General features: G+C 37.2%; 15 protein-coding genes. 2 read left to right on the forward strand and 13 right to left on the reverse strand.

Annotation, left to right across the window (positions count from 1 at the left end):
- Positions 1 to 256 precede the first annotated feature (256 nt).
- Positions 257 to 439: a YppF family protein gene (yppF, locus tag JFU24_RS30040; protein WP_201249516.1), complete on the forward strand. Its 183-nt coding sequence runs from the start codon at positions 257 to 259 to the stop codon at positions 437 to 439.
- Positions 440 to 667: 228 nt separating this feature from the next.
- Here the strand turns inward: yppF and JFU24_RS03565 are convergent, their stop codons facing one another.
- The 8 genes from JFU24_RS03565 to JFU24_RS03600 form a co-directional block, all read right to left on the reverse strand.
- Positions 668 to 1,993, reverse strand: a complete 1,326-nt coding sequence (locus JFU24_RS03565) for a GntT/GntP/DsdX family permease (protein WP_201180725.1) — start codon at positions 1,991 to 1,993, stop codon at positions 668 to 670.
- A 56-nt stretch (positions 1,994 to 2,049) separates the two neighbouring features.
- The gene (locus tag JFU24_RS03570; protein WP_201180726.1) at positions 2,050 to 2,772 is read right to left on the reverse strand and encodes a GntR family transcriptional regulator; all 723 of its coding nucleotides are present in this window, start codon (positions 2,770 to 2,772) and stop codon (positions 2,050 to 2,052) included.
- Between the two features lie 16 nt (positions 2,773 to 2,788).
- The gene (locus JFU24_RS03575) at positions 2,789 to 3,802 is read right to left on the reverse strand and encodes a sugar kinase (protein WP_201249517.1); all 1,014 of its coding nucleotides are present in this window, start codon (positions 3,800 to 3,802) and stop codon (positions 2,789 to 2,791) included.
- Entirely contained in the window at positions 3,795 to 4,550 is a 756-nt protein-coding gene (gene dagF, locus JFU24_RS03580; protein ID WP_201180728.1) for a 2-dehydro-3-deoxy-phosphogluconate aldolase, read from the reverse strand. The genes JFU24_RS03575 and dagF overlap by 8 nt, the downstream gene beginning before the upstream one ends.
- Positions 4,547 to 5,656 (reverse strand): DgaE family pyridoxal phosphate-dependent ammonia lyase, encoded by a 1,110-nt coding sequence (locus JFU24_RS03585; RefSeq protein ID WP_201249518.1) that lies wholly within the window; start codon positions 5,654 to 5,656, stop codon positions 4,547 to 4,549. The genes dagF and JFU24_RS03585 overlap by 4 nt, the downstream gene beginning before the upstream one ends.
- On the reverse strand, positions 5,634 to 6,737 hold the full coding sequence (locus tag JFU24_RS03590; RefSeq protein ID WP_201224674.1) for an amidohydrolase/deacetylase family metallohydrolase: 1,104 nt from the start codon (positions 6,735 to 6,737) through the stop codon (positions 5,634 to 5,636). Before JFU24_RS03590 ends, JFU24_RS03585 begins: the two co-directional genes overlap by 23 nt.
- A 705-nt stretch (positions 6,738 to 7,442) precedes the next feature.
- Positions 7,443 to 9,041, reverse strand: a complete 1,599-nt coding sequence (locus tag JFU24_RS03595) for a long-chain-fatty-acid--CoA ligase (protein ID WP_201249519.1) — start codon at positions 9,039 to 9,041, stop codon at positions 7,443 to 7,445.
- A gap of 589 nt (positions 9,042 to 9,630) precedes the next feature.
- Positions 9,631 to 10,077, reverse strand: coding sequence for a MarR family winged helix-turn-helix transcriptional regulator (locus JFU24_RS03600; RefSeq protein ID WP_201249520.1), 447 nt, complete (start codon positions 10,075 to 10,077; stop codon positions 9,631 to 9,633).
- Between the two features lie 117 nt (positions 10,078 to 10,194).
- On the opposite strand from JFU24_RS03600, the gene JFU24_RS03605 reads away from it, so the two are divergent.
- Complete coding sequence (locus JFU24_RS03605) at positions 10,195 to 11,391, forward strand: MFS transporter (RefSeq protein ID WP_342214735.1); 1,197 nt, start codon at positions 10,195 to 10,197, stop codon at positions 11,389 to 11,391.
- Between the two features lie 147 nt (positions 11,392 to 11,538).
- On the opposite strand, the gene JFU24_RS03610 is transcribed toward JFU24_RS03605, so the two are convergent.
- The 5 genes from JFU24_RS03610 to JFU24_RS03630 form a co-directional block, all read right to left on the reverse strand.
- Positions 11,539 to 12,207 carry a DNA alkylation repair protein gene (locus JFU24_RS03610; RefSeq protein WP_201180734.1) on the reverse strand — a complete coding sequence of 223 codons (669 nt, stop codon included), beginning with the start codon at positions 12,205 to 12,207 and terminating at the stop codon, positions 11,539 to 11,541.
- Positions 12,208 to 12,470: 263 nt separating this feature from the next.
- Positions 12,471 to 13,514, reverse strand: coding sequence for an oxidoreductase (locus JFU24_RS03615; RefSeq protein ID WP_201249522.1), 1,044 nt, complete (start codon positions 13,512 to 13,514; stop codon positions 12,471 to 12,473).
- Between the two features lie 66 nt (positions 13,515 to 13,580).
- Entirely contained in the window at positions 13,581 to 14,003 is a 423-nt protein-coding gene (locus tag JFU24_RS03620) for a DUF1801 domain-containing protein (RefSeq protein ID WP_201224679.1), read from the reverse strand.
- Between the two features lie 593 nt (positions 14,004 to 14,596).
- A complete protein-coding gene (gene nagE / locus JFU24_RS03625; RefSeq protein WP_201249523.1) occupies positions 14,597 to 16,069 on the reverse strand; it encodes an N-acetylglucosamine-specific PTS transporter subunit IIBC in 1,473 nt (490 codons plus the stop codon).
- Between the two features lie 181 nt (positions 16,070 to 16,250).
- Positions 16,251 to 17,489, reverse strand: coding sequence for an exo-beta-N-acetylmuramidase NamZ family protein (locus tag JFU24_RS03630; RefSeq protein WP_201249524.1), 1,239 nt, complete (start codon positions 17,487 to 17,489; stop codon positions 16,251 to 16,253).
- Between the last annotated feature and the right edge of the window lie 12 nt (positions 17,490 to 17,501).

Here is a 17,501-nt window from a genome sequence, read left to right on the forward strand (position 1 = left end):
AAACTCGTTAATATAAGCCATTTGCTTTCTCTACTTCACCTCGAAAAAGAAAAAAGTAATCGAAATCATCATCTTTTAATAAAGACTGCTTACCCCTACTTAGAGTAACTCTATATCTTCTTAATCCATAATTTTATGGGGAATATTTTTGTATAAAAATGTCGATAGTTAAAATATTCAAAAAATGACAATTCCTTAATTACCCATGTTATATTGTTAATGAAAAAATACTAATCAAGAAATGTAAGGTGAGTGTGTGACAATTGAAGTTTTAATACTCCATTATATTCAGGAAAAACGTCAAAAGCCTAGCCATGCAAATGAATTATTAGATTATATTCAGCAAGAATATGTGAGCGGTAAGTTGTCAATTTTTCAATATAGAAGTCTCTGTAAGGATTTATACTTTCGAGGGGCAAAACAAACTAACTCTGTATGAACCTTTCCACTAAATCAATAATTGAACTAAAGGTTACTTCCACTTCTAATGCTAAGTCTTCCAGTCGAGAAACGTTTTCAGTTATTTATAATGCCCTTAACTTATAACATGGATGAATCGAATTCGCAAAGTAGCAATATAAGATCCGAAACTTTCATCAAAAAACCTCCGTGATATGTCCTTGAACTAGACGTTTCACGGAGGTTAGAGGTTAAGTTTTAATAGGCTTTAAATAAATATATCTAATATTAAAACCAGACCAAATGCTACAAAAGAAAGTATGGTTTCCATAACTGTCCATGTTTTGAACGTTTCTTTTACGGTTAATCCAAGATATTCTTTTACTAACCAGAAACCTGCGTCATTAACATGAGAAAACATAAGTGATCCAGCCCCTGTGGCAATAACAAGTAATTCTAAGTTAACACCCGTCATATTGGCAACAACTGGAGAAACAATTCCGGCTGCAGTTGTCAAAGCGACTGTTGCAGATCCAGTGGCAATCCGAATTAATCCCGCCACCAAGAACGCTAAGACAATTGGTGATAATGATATTACTTCAGACATGGAAGCAATTGCAGTCCCTACTCCACTATCAATTAAAATTTGTTTGAATCCGCCACCCGCACCGATAATAAGTATTATGGAGGCTAATGGCAATAAACATTCTTCTGTTAGTTTTTTAATTAACGATTTGTCCATCCCTTGTCGGTATCCTAAGAAATAGTAAGCTGCAAAACAAGAAATTAGTAAGGCTATGACCGGGCTCCCGATAAACAATAAGAATTTTTCAAAGTAACCCGGTAGTGGTAAATAAGGTGCCACTACTGTTAATACCATTAATAATACAGGTAAAAGGATGATAAAGAACGAAACTCCAGTCCCAGGTAAACCACTTGACTTTGTTTCTACTCGGATTAATTCCGGTTCTCCCACAGGAATAACCCGTTTATGAATCCATTTTGCGAATAAAGGACCAGCAATTATAGCTGTTGGGAATGCGATGATTAATGAGTAAAGTAATACGTGTCCCATGTTTGCATTATAAATGCCTATAGCCGTCATGGCTCCCGGATGCGGGGGTACTAAACCATGGACAATCGATAAACCAGCTAATACTGGAATACCAATTAATAAGATGTTCACTTTGGTTGATTTACGAATGGAAATGACTAAAGGTAGCAATATTACTAAACCAACTTCAAAAAATACCGGAATACCGATAATGAACCCAGAGAGAAGCATAGCCCATGGGAGATTCTTCACACCGAATTTATTAATGAAGAAGTCTGCTACCTGCATACCAGCTCCTGAGTCCGACATCATCTTTCCTAAGATGGTACCCAATGCCAAGATACCAATAAGATGACCGAGGACAGCACCGACACCCGTTTCATAAGCACCTACAATCTTGTCCATAGGCAACCCTGAAAAAACTGCTAAAAATAAACTGGCTACAGTTAAGCTTATGAATGCATGCCATTTCCACCATGATACTCCCAAAATAACAATTACGATTGCTATCAGCGTGATTCCTAATAAATATAGATCCATATATTCTCCCCATCCCTAAGAAATCGCTTACAATCAAACCAATACAATAAACAGAATTATTGTATCGGCTCGTTATAGGTCACAATATAGTTCTGTTTAGCCGTATTGTAATACCCTTCACTATATTCCATTACATTACCTTCTCCATCACTAGAAATTCGGATCCTCTTTAGTACTGCTCTGTCTTTTTCCATTTTCAGTGTTTCACAAATGTGATTAGGAGGAATAGCAACGGCAAACTCGTCTCTAAATGTTTCAAGTTTAATGTTTTGATCTTCCAAAAAACCATACAATGAATTTATCTGAATTTCTTTTAAATCTTCTTCGTTTATGTCCAATAAAATATAATGTGTAAAGTAAATATATGGTTCATTGTCCAATAAGTATATTCGCTCAATCTGAATGCAATTTTCTCCAAATAAAGGATAGAGGTCTGACTCTGAAGATAATTCAATCTTTCTTACGCTTAGCACTTTTTTTATAATGTAGTGACCTTCCTCAACTAATAACTCTGTGAAGCGTTTTCCTTTGGAAAGCCTCACAATCGAAGCATTCGCGATTACCTTTGTTCCTTTACCGCTTTTCTTTTCAACATAGCCTTCTTGAACAAGTTCTTTAATTGCGTTGCGTATAGTAATTTTACTCACATTAAATTCTTCTTCTAATTGAGGCTCGGAGGGAATGTTTGTGTTGATAGCATAAACACCATGTAAAATACGATCCTTCAATATTTCTTTTATTTGTAAATACAATGGTCCTTTTTTTCTATTCACATTCATTCCTTATCTCCTACCCTTATCTCTTTATATCTTCCATTTCCCCTGCCATAGCTGACAGTATCTCATTTTCCGTTGACATTGGGGTATCCCCGACAATCGTGCATGCCAACATTCCTGCTGCTGCTGCAAACCGGACAGTTTTCTCAGGTGAAAAGCCTGCCAATTGGCCATGTAAGATCCCGCTGGTATAAGCATCACCTGCACCAATTCTATCATATACAGAAAAAGAGTTGTTTTCAGAAAAGTAAAACATTTGATCTTTATACATGTACCCGCGTAAAGAATGGGTATTGTCACTATTAATCGAACGATGAGTGCCAGCTATCGAGTGAATATTGAAGGTTTTAGCAACTTTAGGAATTAGCTCTCTAAGCTGTTCTTCTCTTAAGGTACTCACTGCCTCCATCCCTAAAACATAAATGGCATCTTTTTCATTCATCATGACAATATCAGACAACGCAAGCATTTCTTCATAATGAGATTTTGCTTTATTGTAACCACCCTCCCATAAGGAGGGGCGGTAATTACAATCAAAACAAACTATTCCGCCTTTTTCTTTTACTTTTTTAGCAAGCACTTTCATACTTTCACGCACATTATCCGCCATTGCAAGGGTAATCCCACAAAAGTGGATGATATCTGTATTTTCTGCAATCACTTCAATATCATAATCAGACAATGACGCTGTATTAAAGCTGCTTTCCAGACGATTGGAGTAAGTGACACGGCTCGTTCGTTGTCCAAAGCCATTTTCCAAAAAGTACATTCCCAAGTATTTGCCGCCTCTAGTAATGAAATTCCGGCTAATTCCTAAGCGTTGCAAGGAAGAAATCGCTGCATCTCCTAGAGGATTATCAGGTAGTTTTGTAACAAGGTATCCATCATGCCCAAGCTTTGTCATCGCAGAAGCAACGTTAACTCCTGTGCCTGAAAAAGAGTATTGTAAGGTGTTAGCCTGTGTCAGTAATTCATATCCTGGCACCTGCAAACGCATCATTACTTCTCCGAAAGCTACAATCTGTTTACGCATGTCTATCAACCAATTTTTTTGTTATGGCTAATAATTTCCGTACATCCTCCTCATTTGTTTTTCCAGTCTCTTTATTAATAATAGAAGAATAGATATGAGGAATAACTTTAGGCACTTTTGCTTCTAATGCGATTTCTAATATAGTCTCAAAATTATTTAAATCAATACCACCAGTTGGTTCTAAAGCAAACCCTTCTTCACCACAAGCTTTTGCAACCGCACGATACTCTTCTTCATGCTTTAGCCCTTTCATCGGGAAGTATTTCAATGCATTTCCTCCCATATCACGGACTAAGGCAATCGCAGCTTTGATAGGTACAATCGCAAGATCACTAGCTTCAGCACTTACAGGGCCGGTAGAGATATTAACGTAACCTACTTTACCTGTTGGGGAAACCAGGGAATTTATCCAACTATCCTTCTCTCCTAAATTGGCCCTTGTCGCAGCTACGGCAGGGAAGACTTGATTAATATGACTACCAGGGTAGTATTTGGCAATTTCAGCAACGACGGCTGCCTGCTTATTATCTCCAGCACCTAATCCAATCGAAACAGCTTCATCAATAGCAGCCCCGTATTCCTTCATCGCTGTAACACTAGCCTCTACAGTAGGATAATCTTTCGAAAGTACCCCAACTAATACATGCCCTTCGGCAGCTTCAAAAACTTCTACTGCATTTTCTACACTATTAGCGAGAACATTTAAAGCTACACGATTATTTAGAAAACGTTTGTTTATGTTAGTCATTCTTTGTTTCCTCCTAAGATGGCTTTTAATTGAGCTTCAATGACGAATATATCATCACCTTGCAATGGTCGTGGATCAATATCGAAAAAGCCCTGGCGAACTCCGTAATCACGGGTATAAATAGCAATAACTCCATTTCTCAGCTTATCATTAACTTCCTTCGCAGTTGTATCCGTAATCACAGGATTAATATGAATGCGTGCTCTATAGATTGCTCGTCCAGCTTCATCCTGTACAATCACTACTTTTACACCGTCAATTGATTCAAGTGATGTGAGAACTTGTAAACTAGCTTTTTCTTTTTCACTATTGTCTGTTTTGATAAAATACTCATCCAATGCCTGAAGCAATCCAAATGTTGTTTCCTTACCGACCTTCATACTCCGTCCAATACAGTGTAATTGAACCTTTAACCATTCGATATATTTTTTCTTCCCAGCAACGATACCTGATGTCGGACCCTCAATCGCTTTAGATCCGCTATAAATGGCTAAATCCGAAACCTTTACATATTTTCCTAAATCCTCTTCCGCCGCAGCATCAACGATTAGTGGTACGTTATTCGCTTTGGCCACTTCCCAGGCTTCTTCAACTGAAATCATATTTTTTTGAACAGCATGATGTGATTTTACGAATAAAATGGCCGCTGTATTTTCATTAATGGCATCCGCAATATGCTCTGCCTTCCCTTCATTTGCATACCCTACTTCAACCAATTTTCCTCCACCCAGGTAAATCATGGTTTCTACCGGCGCCCCATATTGAACGTTATGGCCTTTCAGCATTATGACTTCATTCTTTTGAATAGGTTCTTGATGAAGTCTTTCGCTTTTCCTTCTGTTTCCTTCTGTTACAATAGCGGCTACTGAAAGGGCAATTCCGCTTGATGCTGAGTTTACGACAACCGCTGCTTCAGATTGAAGCAATTGCGCAATATGTTGTCCTGCCTTATCAACCAAATCTGAGATTTCAACGTAATTTTGACCGCCAGTTTTCATGGCATCCATTACCGTATCTGTAGGGGCAGAAACACCTAATATGCTCATTCTTCCGCTTGCATTAATAACTCTTTTCAAACCATATTTAGCATTCAATGAATTCTCCATTTATAACCACTCCTTTTACATCAACTCTTTGTTCTGCTACTCGCTTTTCGCCCTCGGAATCCAGTAAAGGGGTCGATTCATTCTCAATTGAGAATAATGTGAGGTTCGCGATATCTCCCACAGAAATCCTTCCCAGCTCTGGTTTCTTTAACCACTCTGATGCATTAATAGTAACCGCATCAATTACCTCTTTTAGCGGATATCCCAAATACAAAAATTTAGAAAGAACATTTGCCATACTAAAAACAGGGCCATTCAATCGATTTCTCCGGTATATATCCGTACTAATTGTATTGAAGTGGATACCACACTTTTTCGCAGTTTCTGCTGTTGGGAAAGAAAAACTTGCAGTTCCGTGACCAACATCTAAATGAACACCCCGTTCAATAGCCTGACTGAACTCAGGTAGAGGCTTTCCTTTATCATCAAATAAATTATTAGCTTTCCCATTTAAGTAATGTGTAATAATGTCTTTTTCCTCAAGTAATTCAAGGACCTCTTTTATATCAGGTGGTCCTGAACCGATATGGACCATAAGAGGTAAATCAGTATCTTCAGAAAATTTTCTAGCAATTTTTAATGGTTCAACACCATTTGTACCAACCACACTTTTACTAATTCTTGCTTTAAGACCTATGATAAAGTCTCTATTTTCGGCAATGGCCTTTTTTAATTTTTCTTCGTTTAGCCAAGATATATCTGATAACTCATCGATTCGCTTCAATCCGATTCGTGAAATATTTAGGAAGGCGAATACATTCGTTTTGGAATTTTTACAACTACTAACCAAGTCTGGTAAGCGGTCTGCTCCAGTACTGCCAGCATCTATAATCGTTGTTACACCTGTTTTATAACCAATCTCGTCAACATCGTCTCCATACGGATCGAATTCGGGAAAGGCATGTACATGCATATCAATCCAGCCGCTGGAAACAAATACTTTGTGTTTGTAGTCCATTACTTTTTCGCCGATTCCAGTTCCGGGCGGAACAATTTCTACAATTTTTCTATTTTCCAATATGATATCTGCAGCATTTCCCTCTACCATTTTTACATTTTGTAGTACGAACCTACCTGTCATTTCACTCATCCTTTTCGGTACGCCCTAAAGATTGTTAAATAGCGATTTTGTATACGTTTACAACTCTTATAAGTAGTTATTTATTTCACTTTACAAAAATAGATTATCACATTTTTCTGGATTAATCAATATAACGTTATAATGTTTAGTTTTATATTTTTTCGGAGGCATTTTCAAGTTCTAATTATGCGTAAGTTGTCGCCTGATAATACTTGAAAAAAATTTTTTCTCTTAAACATAGGTCCCTAGCTATAAGTGGACATTATTAATAATAATTAGGTATAAAGAATAACGAAGGTTTGACAGGGCTTTTTAATGCAGAAGGAAGTTAAATCCCATAAACAGTGAAAACCACATATTTGTTTAAACTGATGGAGCTAAATACAAATTTGTGGTTTAAGCCATTGTTGGACTCCTTAACTTAACCCATTTACTTTGCTGACGTTTTTTCAATTCCTGCCTTATGAAAAACTGAATTTCCCCAACGCAAGAAAAAAATTTCAATGTACCAATTCTATTTATTTCATGGAATGTGAATGAAGTTTCTAAAATGTTAGATTAGGGTGTCTTAACAGGTCTTAAAAGCACTAAAAAAGGATCTTCAATTAGAAGATCCTTTTAGAACCGCTATATTACATACAATAATCTTAGTATTTAGAAACAGTTGATAATAACCGTTTATCTGAAAAACAAGTGAGAAAGCCTTTAATTTACCTTCTTCGATCCTTTCCAATGTATTTCTCTCAAACGATATTTTTGCAGTTTTCCAGTTGCTGTTTTTGGTAAAGATTCCACAAATTCTACTAATCTAGGTGCTTTAAAGTGAGCCATTTGAGACCGGCAGTAATTAATAACTTCTTCTTCAGTCACATTCGCATTGGAATGCAGCACAATGATTGCCTTAGGAGTTTCTCCCCATTTCTCATCTGGAACGGCAATAACAGCCACTTCTAATACATCTGGATGTTTATACAACACCCCTTCAACCTCTGTAGAAGAAATATTTTCTCCTCCGGAAATGATTAAATCCTTAGCCCTGTCCTGTATTTCAATATATCCATCAGGATAGGTTACTGCCAAATCCCCAGTATAAAACCATCCACCTCTAATTGCTTCGGCAGTCTTTTCCGGATCCTTATAATACCCATCCATCACAACATTGCCGCGGGTAATGATTTCTCCTAATTCCTTCCCATCCCAAGCGACTTCTTCTCCATCTTGATTAACAACTTTTGTTTCCCCGTTAAAAACCAATTCTATTCCTTGTCTTGCCTTAATTGTTGCTTGTTCGTCAAGCGATTTAGATTCAAATTCATCCTTCCACTCGTTATAAAGAATGAAAGGTGAAGTTTCTGTTAATCCATACACATGGATCATATTTAAACCAAGAATATCTTGTGCTTTATGAATAAGAGCCGCAGCTGGAGGAGCACCAGCTGTCGCCATACGTGGACGCATCTTGATATTAGTTTCTTTTGCTTTCGGATCATTCACAAGCATATTGACGACAGTAGGTGCTCCACATAACAATGTAATATTTTGATTTTCAAATAAGTCCAGAATAAGAGGAGGATCAACTTTTCTTAAACATACATGAGTACCACCAGCGACTCGTAACCGCCCAAACACCCCCCACCCATTTGCGTGAAACATTGGTAAGGTATGAAGATACACATCATCATGTTTTACTCCAAGATGATACATGAAATTTGCAGCGTTAATGTAATTTCCACGATGAGTTAACATAACCCCTTTTGGTTTTGAAGTCGTTCCACTCGTATAATTTAAAGTCAGAAGCTGATTTTCATCGATTACAACCTCTGGCTGTGCTTCAAAATCAAAATCTTTAGCTTGTTGAATAAAGTTCTCATAATCTATACCATTTAAAGATGTTTTATGCCCTGTAACAGATACCATAATGATTTTATCCAAGGCAAGTTTATGAACGATCTTCTCAATCGGAGCAATAAATTCTTCATCGACGACTAACATTTTTGAATCACTGTGACTGATAATATACTCCAGGTCCTCAGCTGAGAGACGGTAATTCAAAGGCACCATTACCGCACCCATTTGACAAATACCATAGAAGCATTCCAACATATAATGAGTGTTTGGCAACATCACTGCAACATGGTCACCTTCTTCTATACCCGCTTTATTTAAAGCCATAGAAAGTTGATCTACTCGCTGCCCAAATTCCTTATATGTAAACTCCTTCTCATCATCAATGACAGCCACTTTATTCGGATAATATTTCACCGCCCTACGCTTCCAGTCCATTGGGGTTAATGGGGAAAACATCATAAACAACTCCTTTTTTTAACATTTATTTGCCTGAATATTTGTAAAATTCAGTATACTTACCTCTACTAGTTTCGTCAATGTTCTAATTAAGAAATGTCACCCGACAAAACAAAAAAATTATTTCCATAAATAGTTAGCCACTCACTTCAAATCAGTAAGCATTTAAAGAGAATCTTATACTAGTCTTTTCTATTTGAAAGCTTACTAACAAAACGATTTATAAGGGATTATTTTCTCTATTGCTACATTAGGCTTAATAGTAAAAAAATTCTTAGAGGTAACAGATTATGAGTCTGCAAGGAGAAGTTTCAGTTGTTACTAGAAGCAGATGAGAGGTGAAGAAAGTCTAGAGGGTTTTTGTTTTAATTGTTTTTCTACTCGGTGTAAACAATGGATTGATCGCCGATTATCCGCTGACATCTCATAGAATAGTTAAAGCAGTGAGATTATTGCGAAATTCACTGCTTTTATAGTGGTTTTTCTTGTACAAAGCTTAAGATGATGATGACATCAAGTTGACTAAGCTTGCATAATATTGTTCAGTTGAGGCTACTAAAAAACCATTCAACTTTCCTCTGACTTTTTTCTATAGGTTGTTCTCTATACGTGACGATACATGTTCGGTTAGTTTTCCCACGATTTGTTTAAGTCGTTGGGTTTCTTCTTCATTTAATACACTATAAAAATCTTGAAAAATATTTGCGAAGCACTTATTGATAGAATGATAGGTTTCTCTACCATTTACGGTGGATTTAATATAAACGACACGTCGATCATCCTCACTGTGAACTCTTTCAATTAGATTCTTCCGTTCAAGCCGGTCAATTAACGCTGTCCCTGCTGCAGGCTTAATTTTCAAATGATTTGAAACATTTTTAACAGCTATGGATTCCTTTAAGACAATTAATTGTAATGCGTGATATTGCACGGAAGTTAAATCGTATTTAACTAATAACGGCTCAATTAATTCCTGTGAGAGACTACTAAGCTCTTTAATCGCATTATGTAAATTATATAATTCACTCGAATACATATTAGACAATCCTTTCTTATTGACAACTATCTATCTAAAACTATAACATAATTAACGTGTCAAAAAATTAACCATACGAATTAAATTGGTTATTGATATTTAAAAGAGAAAGAGAGGCTGTTTATGTCAGCAGAACAACGTAAAAAGATAATTATCCTTATGATCAATATGTTTATTGCAATAGGAAGCTTCGGTATTATTATTCCAATCTTACCTGCATACCTGGCTTCCATTAATCAAGGTGGAACTGCTGCTGGGCTAATGATTGCCATTTTCGCAGGTGCACAACTTATCTTTTCGCCAATTGCCGGAAAATGGACTGATCAATTTGGTCGTAGAAAAATGATTATATATGGATTAATTGGTTTGACTATTTCCATGTTTATTTTTTATGCTGTTAATTCCATTTGGCTACTGTATGCTTCTCGGGTTGTCGGTGGGGTCGGGGCTGCTTTGCTTGTACCAGCAATATTTGCTTATGTTGCTGATATCACCACTTTCGATCAACGGGCTAAAGGCAATAGTTTAGTGTCTGTCGCCATGTCCCTAGGGATCGTTGTTGGCCCAGGAATTGGTGGATTTTTAGCTGACTTTGGCTTAAAATTTCCATTTTTGATTTCTGCGCTAGTATCACTCGTCGCAGTAATATTTTCTATTTTTGTTTTAAAGGAAAGCGAAACGAAACAAGCTTCACAAGGTATGGACATGGCAAATAACGAATCGATGGTTCGCAAAATTGCCTTGTCTGTAAAAATGCCCTATTTCATTCCTCTTATCATTACACTTGTGATGAGCTTTGGATTAATGGCATATGAATCTGTTATCGGCCTTTATCTTGACAATCAATTTAATTCAACACCTAAGGACATCGCAACAATGGTTACAGCTACTGGTATCGTCAGCGTAATCGTTCAACTCTTTGTTGTCGACCGGATTGTTCGTCGTTTTGGGGAGGTAAGTGTGCTAATTATCTTTATTAGCGTCGCAGCCATAGGATTCCTTCTTTCACTTTTTGCTTCAAGTTACCTAATTTTCTTTGGAATCTCTCTCATCATCTTCCTTTCTACCTCCATCCTTCGACCAGTCTTAAACACACTGATTTCTAAGATGGCGGGGAATGAGCAGGGATTTGCGATGGGTATGAATAATGCATATATGAGCATTGGAAATGTGCTTGGACCCACTCTTGCCGGAATGATGTATGATGTTCAAATTACCTATCCTTTCATTTTAGGACTCTTACTCTTGATCCTAACTTTAATGATTACAATGGCTTGGCAAAAGAAATCCCTTCATGCGAAGGCATTATCGTAGAGCTACGATAAAAGATAATGTATATATTTTTAACAATACCCCGAATAGTAGCAACTATTCGGGGTATTGTTAAATTTATGTATTATTGAAAATAAGGGAAGCTCCTCACCTTTGAAGTCTCTCTTTATTATTCAAAAATATTTCATTTTAAGTTAGATGTTTTAGCGCTTCTCTCTTGCTAAGAGGTTTTAATTGATGATTTAAAACAAATGATTTCACGCTCTCGGGGTTAGTTTTTGCATATTCACGTAACACCCAACCAATTGCCTTTTGAACAAAGAATTCATCGCTATTTGCTCGTCTTATTATGTAACGGAATAGACGTTCTTCATCCGTTCCGCCTTTGTATTGTAGTTGATATAATATCGCTGATCTTTGCAACCAAATATTCTCATCTTCAATCCACAAATCGGAGTATTGAGGAATAAGTTTAGGATAAGTTGAAAACATATAGCCCATGATATGAGGAGAAAGTACATCTACTGTATCCCACCATGACTTACTTACAATCAAATTGACTAACCAAGGCATATCCTCAGGGCAGAGGTTCTTTTTTTCCTTTTCAAGAATATCAAGGGCTGCTTTTTGGTATTCCCTTTCTGGGAGGTCCCAAAGCATAAGAATGATATCTTTACGATTACTTTCCGTTGGCAATCCGTGTTCCTTCAGAAACTGTTTAGTTAATGTTCGACGAATAGGGGATCGAATCCCCAAAAATTCAAATTGGTTCCTCAAATATTTTTTAGACCATTCTGCATATTCCACATCAGTGTGTTTTGAATATACATTAACCAGTTCTTGAATATAAGAATTCATAAATACCTCCATAATTTAATACACTTTGAAAAATGTTCCCCAAAATTGATTTCCCTTCATGTAACTTTATCTTGATATGTAAGGACCACTAGGAAATTAAAACCCTTGGAACTAACACTAACCTAAAGTTCCTGCTTTATCGACAGCAGTAAAAAGCAACCTGTTTATTCCTTTTGGAAAAACAAGGTCGCCTATTATTTTCATCTTCTGATTTCATTTTGATGCAAAAAGAGAAAAAGAATTCAATGGGACAACAAAGTATTTCAATTAACATATATAGCTTTTTTCCCTTGACTGCTTTCCAACGCTGTATCAATGATCTTAATGACGGATAGCCCCTCTTCCGATGTGACAGGAGCCTTTTTCCCCTCAAATATACTTTCTGCAATTTCTTTATAATATGTTAAATAAGATCCATGTAAAGTTTGTATTGTTTCATGTTTCTCTTTTTCTCCATCAATCGTAACCAACTGACCATAGAATTGAGGATTATCTGCACCCCAAGAGTTATCTATAGGCTTTTTCCCCTCACTTAGCGCAGCCTCTTGTCCATCAAGCCCATATTTAATAAAAGTTCCTTTACTTCCATGTACCTGAAACCGCGGTCCATTAATCGGAACGATTGACCCTGAATGCAATATCACTCGCAGCTTTTCGTACCCTAAAATAACATGAAAATAATCATCCGTTTCTGCATTCTCTCTTTGCGCAAAAACATCTGCCCATACGAATTGTGGCCAACCAAATAAATGTAAGGCTTGATCAATTAGATGTGAGCCCAAATCATATAGCATGCCAGCTCCTGGACCCTGCTTTTCTCTCCACCTATCTCTAACCACTGGTCTGAAGCGATCATAATGGACCTGATATGTATTGATTTCTCCAAGTACACCATCATTCATAAGTTTTTTAATTGTCAAAAAATCATTATCCCATCTTCTGTTATGATAGATACTTAAAAGAAGCTCCTTTTCCTCAGCAATCTGTATGAGCTCCTCTGCCTCCCATGTTTCTACTACCATCGGCTTTTCCAAGATAACATGTTTTCCAGCAAGTAAACTTTGTTTAGCCATTTCATAATGCAAACCGCTTGGTGTCGTAATAACTACTAAATCAATCGCTACATCTTCTAAAACTTCTTCTAAGCTACTTACTACTGCCACGTGCTTCAAATCCTGCTGCACTTTTTCCTTTTTAGAGCTTACTACTTTCGCTATTTCAAACTGCTCTAAAACACTTAGCAAAGGCGCGTGAAATGTAGCACCTGAAAGGCCGTATCCAACTATACCCACTTTAATTTTTCTCATTTTGCTTCCTCTCACTTTCTTGATCTTCTGAAACAATTAAAGGATAATCATCCACATACGTTCACTCTACTTATTCGGATAGGTTTCTCTCAAAAATTTTACAGATTGGTTAATTAACTCTTTTAAAACATTAAGATCAATATCTGCTACTTTATTTATGTAAACACAACTTTTTCCGGAAGTATGTTTTCCAAAGCCCTTTAATAATTCCTCTCGTTTTGTGTCACCCGTAGCAAAATATAAACTGATTTTTGCTTTTCGAGGTGAAAAACCTACAAGAGGAGCATCACCTTCATGACCAGATTCATATTTATAATGATATGTACCGAATCCAATTATACTCGGTCCCCACATCTTTGCTATAAAACCTGTCGTTTCAGTAAAAATATCTAATAATTGATATGCATCCTCACGCTTTTTGGGGCTGTCGACATTTTCAATAAACTCGATAACACTGCTGTCAGTTTCTTTGGTTTTTGGTTGGTACATTAGAATCTCTCCTATACTAAGGGATTTAATATATATTTTTCAAAGATAACATATGCTTAAAACTCAGATCATTTGATAAGCACAATTGCATTTGTTTTAGCAGGTATATTTATGGTTTCACCAGGCTTACGGGTGCGGTATAACGACGTGGAGGTTATATCTGGTGAAGTTATTGGCAATTGAAGCCATCTTTAGCCGAAAATTACGCAAGAGTATGAATAAAGAATTCTTTCAAATGATTTTATGTGAGATTATATTATTAAATCTCTTAATTTATTCTCCGAACGTCATCCAATACCCTCCAAACAAATATCCTTAATATATTATAGAACATTGATTTGTTTTATTCTAATTTCTACCCAGTGTTCATTAAAAAAGCCAAAATAAATGTTTTTTGATCAAAGTGTACTCAGGCTTGATAATTCGTTACTAAAACGCTTTCTATAATAATCTAAAACGATCAGGTATGGAACGGGATCTCATTCCTGATCATTGAGTATAATCCTTGTCTATTAATCTCGCAAGTAAACTAGTTGTTCTTGCAGTTCTAGATGAAAGATGAAGGATTACTCGAACAACTAATAATGGGAGCTCTATTGTCTACGAATCTTTTCAATTTCATCCGCTACGAATTGTACCTGCGTACCCACAACGACTTGAATGCTATGTGGACCAACGATATTGATTCCCGCGACTCCTGTGGATTTAATTTTATTTTGATCAACTGCTCCCATATTCTTCACTTCTACTCTCAAACGGGTTATACAGTTGTCAACAGACATTACGTTAGCGTCTCCACCTAAGCCTTCATAAATCGCAGCAGCCATCCCAAAGAATTTACTTCCTGTTGACTCAGCATGGTTGCTTGCATTTGCCTCTACTCCTCCACCATTAAGTTCTTCATCTGTATCATCCTCCCTCCCTGGAGTCATTAAGTTAAACTTTGCGATCAAGAAGCGGAATAAGAAATAGTAAATGACAGCGAAAGCTAACCCTTGAAGAAGGAGCATATAAGGTTCATTTGCCAATGGCAATCTTGAACTTAAAACAAAGTCAACAAAGCCTGCACTAAAACCAAAACCTGCTGTCCATTGAAAAGATGCAGCAATGGCTAACGAAATACCTGTTAATAAAGCATGAACAACAAAAAGAGCGGGTGCTACAAACATGAAGGCAAATTCAAGAGGTTCTGTAACTCCTGTAAAAAATGAAGCAAATCCTGCAGCGAGCATTAATGACGCCACTTGTTTTTTCTTTTTAGATTTTGCTGAATGGTACATAGCAAGTGCCGCGGCAGGCAATCCGAACATCATGACAGGGAAGAATCCGGCTTGATACATGCCTGTAGTTCCTTTTGTTCCAGTTCCTGCCCAGAAATTACCGATATCGTTAAGCCCAATTACATCAAACCAGAACACGGAGTTTAATGCATGATGTAAACCCGTTGGTATCAATAACCGATTGAAGAATCCATAAAGTCCTGCACCTGCAGCACCTAATCCACTTATCGCTTCACCGAAATTAACTAACCAAGAGTAGATGAGCGGCCATACAAAAAATAATATAAGGGAAACGAGTAACATAATAACCGCAGTCAGTATGGGGACCAGCCTTTTACCACTAAAGAAAGCGAGGGCATCCGGCAGCTCGACCTTACTAAACCGATTATACATAGCAGCAGCTATAAGGCCCGAGAGAATTCCGACAAATTGATTTTCTATATTCTCAAATGCTGGATTTACACTTTCTACATCAATACCTTGCAGCATAGCTACTGATTCTGTGGCAAGCAATGTCGTTACGACTAGATAGGCTACCAACCCACTCAAAGCGGCTGAACCATCTTTTCCTTTCGACATCCCCAATGCAACCCCGACAGCAAACAAGATAGACATATTGCCAATGATGGAAGAACCAGCTTTAATTAAGAAAGCCGCTATCGGACTTCCCTCTCCCCATCCTGCTGGATCTATCCAATAACCAATCCCCATTAAAATGGCAGCTGCCGGCAATACGGCTACTGGCAACATCAATGAACGGCCAATTTTTTGAAGATATTTTTTCATCCCACTTTCCCCCTGACAGTTATTAATTTAGGATAACCCTATACACCTATTAGACAGCGGTTTCTTCTTTTTTAGAACTTCTTTTCTTTTATAAACTGTCTATTTCTAGGGAATTCTTAACGTTATACCCCTTTAATTTAAAAAAAGAAAAGCCCTTACAGACTTTTCTAAGTTCCTCCGGTTATTTATAGAGTAAATACTGTGCGCGAACCTTTTTAAAAGCATCTTGCTCTGGCTGATATTCTTTCATAATTTCATTCACAGATGAGCCTTCTTTAATCATTGTTCTCACCAAGTCATTACCTATTAATAGACTGAAATTATTGGCTGCGAGAAATTCGAAATCATCTGGATAAAGATCATGAATGGTCTTGATAATGTGCAGTCCAGTTGGTACAGCCCTAAATTCATCACGATCAGTTACATAGATTTCAACTCCATGGCTAAGTTTACCTGCATACTTTGAAAACGAAGGTGTAAAAGAGGCAGCCCTAAATTTCACACCGGGCAAACGTAGTCCATTTAATTTCCCCGCAAGTTCATCGCTGTTGATATAGGGTGCACCGATTAATTCGAATGGCTTAGTCGTCCCTCTGCCTTCCGAGACATTTGTTCCCTCAATTAGCCCTGTAGCTGGATATACAAATGTAGTGGACACTGTTGGCATATTTGGCGATGGCAAGACAAATGGAAGCCCAGTTTCGTCATAATCCATCGAGCGCTTCCAGCCTTTCATTTTAATGACCTTTAAATCTGCACCAATTTTAAACTCTTTATTAAACAATGTAGCGAGTTCGCCGACTGTCATCCCATGTTTAAGCGGAATCGGATACAAACCAACAAATGATGAGAATTCCGGTTCAAGTACTGGTCCATCTACTGATATCCCCCCTTGCGGATTCGGCCTGTCTAACACGATAAACGGGATGTTATTTTCTTTCGCGGCTTCCATTGCATAGGCCATCGTATAAATATAGGTGTAATAACGCGTTCCGACATCTTGGATATCAAAGACAAGAGCCTCTACACCTTCTAACATTTCAGGCGTTGGCTTTTTCGTTTTACCATACAAGCTATAAACGGGCAATCCTGTTTTTTCATCTATATAAAATTCAACGCTTGCCCCTGCCTGCGCATCTCCACGAACCCCATGTTCGGGTCCATATAACGCAGTTAATTCAATATCCGGATCGTCATACAGCAGATCAACGATGCTCGTTAATTTGGAATCGATTCCTGTTGGATTTGTAATCAACCCCACCTTTTTTCCTTTTAGTACATCCTTCTCATCTTTTAAAAGAACTTCAATACCAGGCATGACCTTTTGTTTTTTCTTTTCCTTATCGGCAGTAACACTTTTAGAGGAAACTATACTAAAGGCCAACAGACAAATGGTGAATATAATAAGAATTCTTTTCATTGTGTTTCCCCT

The organism is Peribacillus sp. TH27 (genome assembly GCF_016650915.1).
In the GTDB taxonomy this organism is placed as follows: Bacteria; Bacillota; Bacilli; order Bacillales; family DSM-1321; genus Peribacillus; species Peribacillus butanolivorans.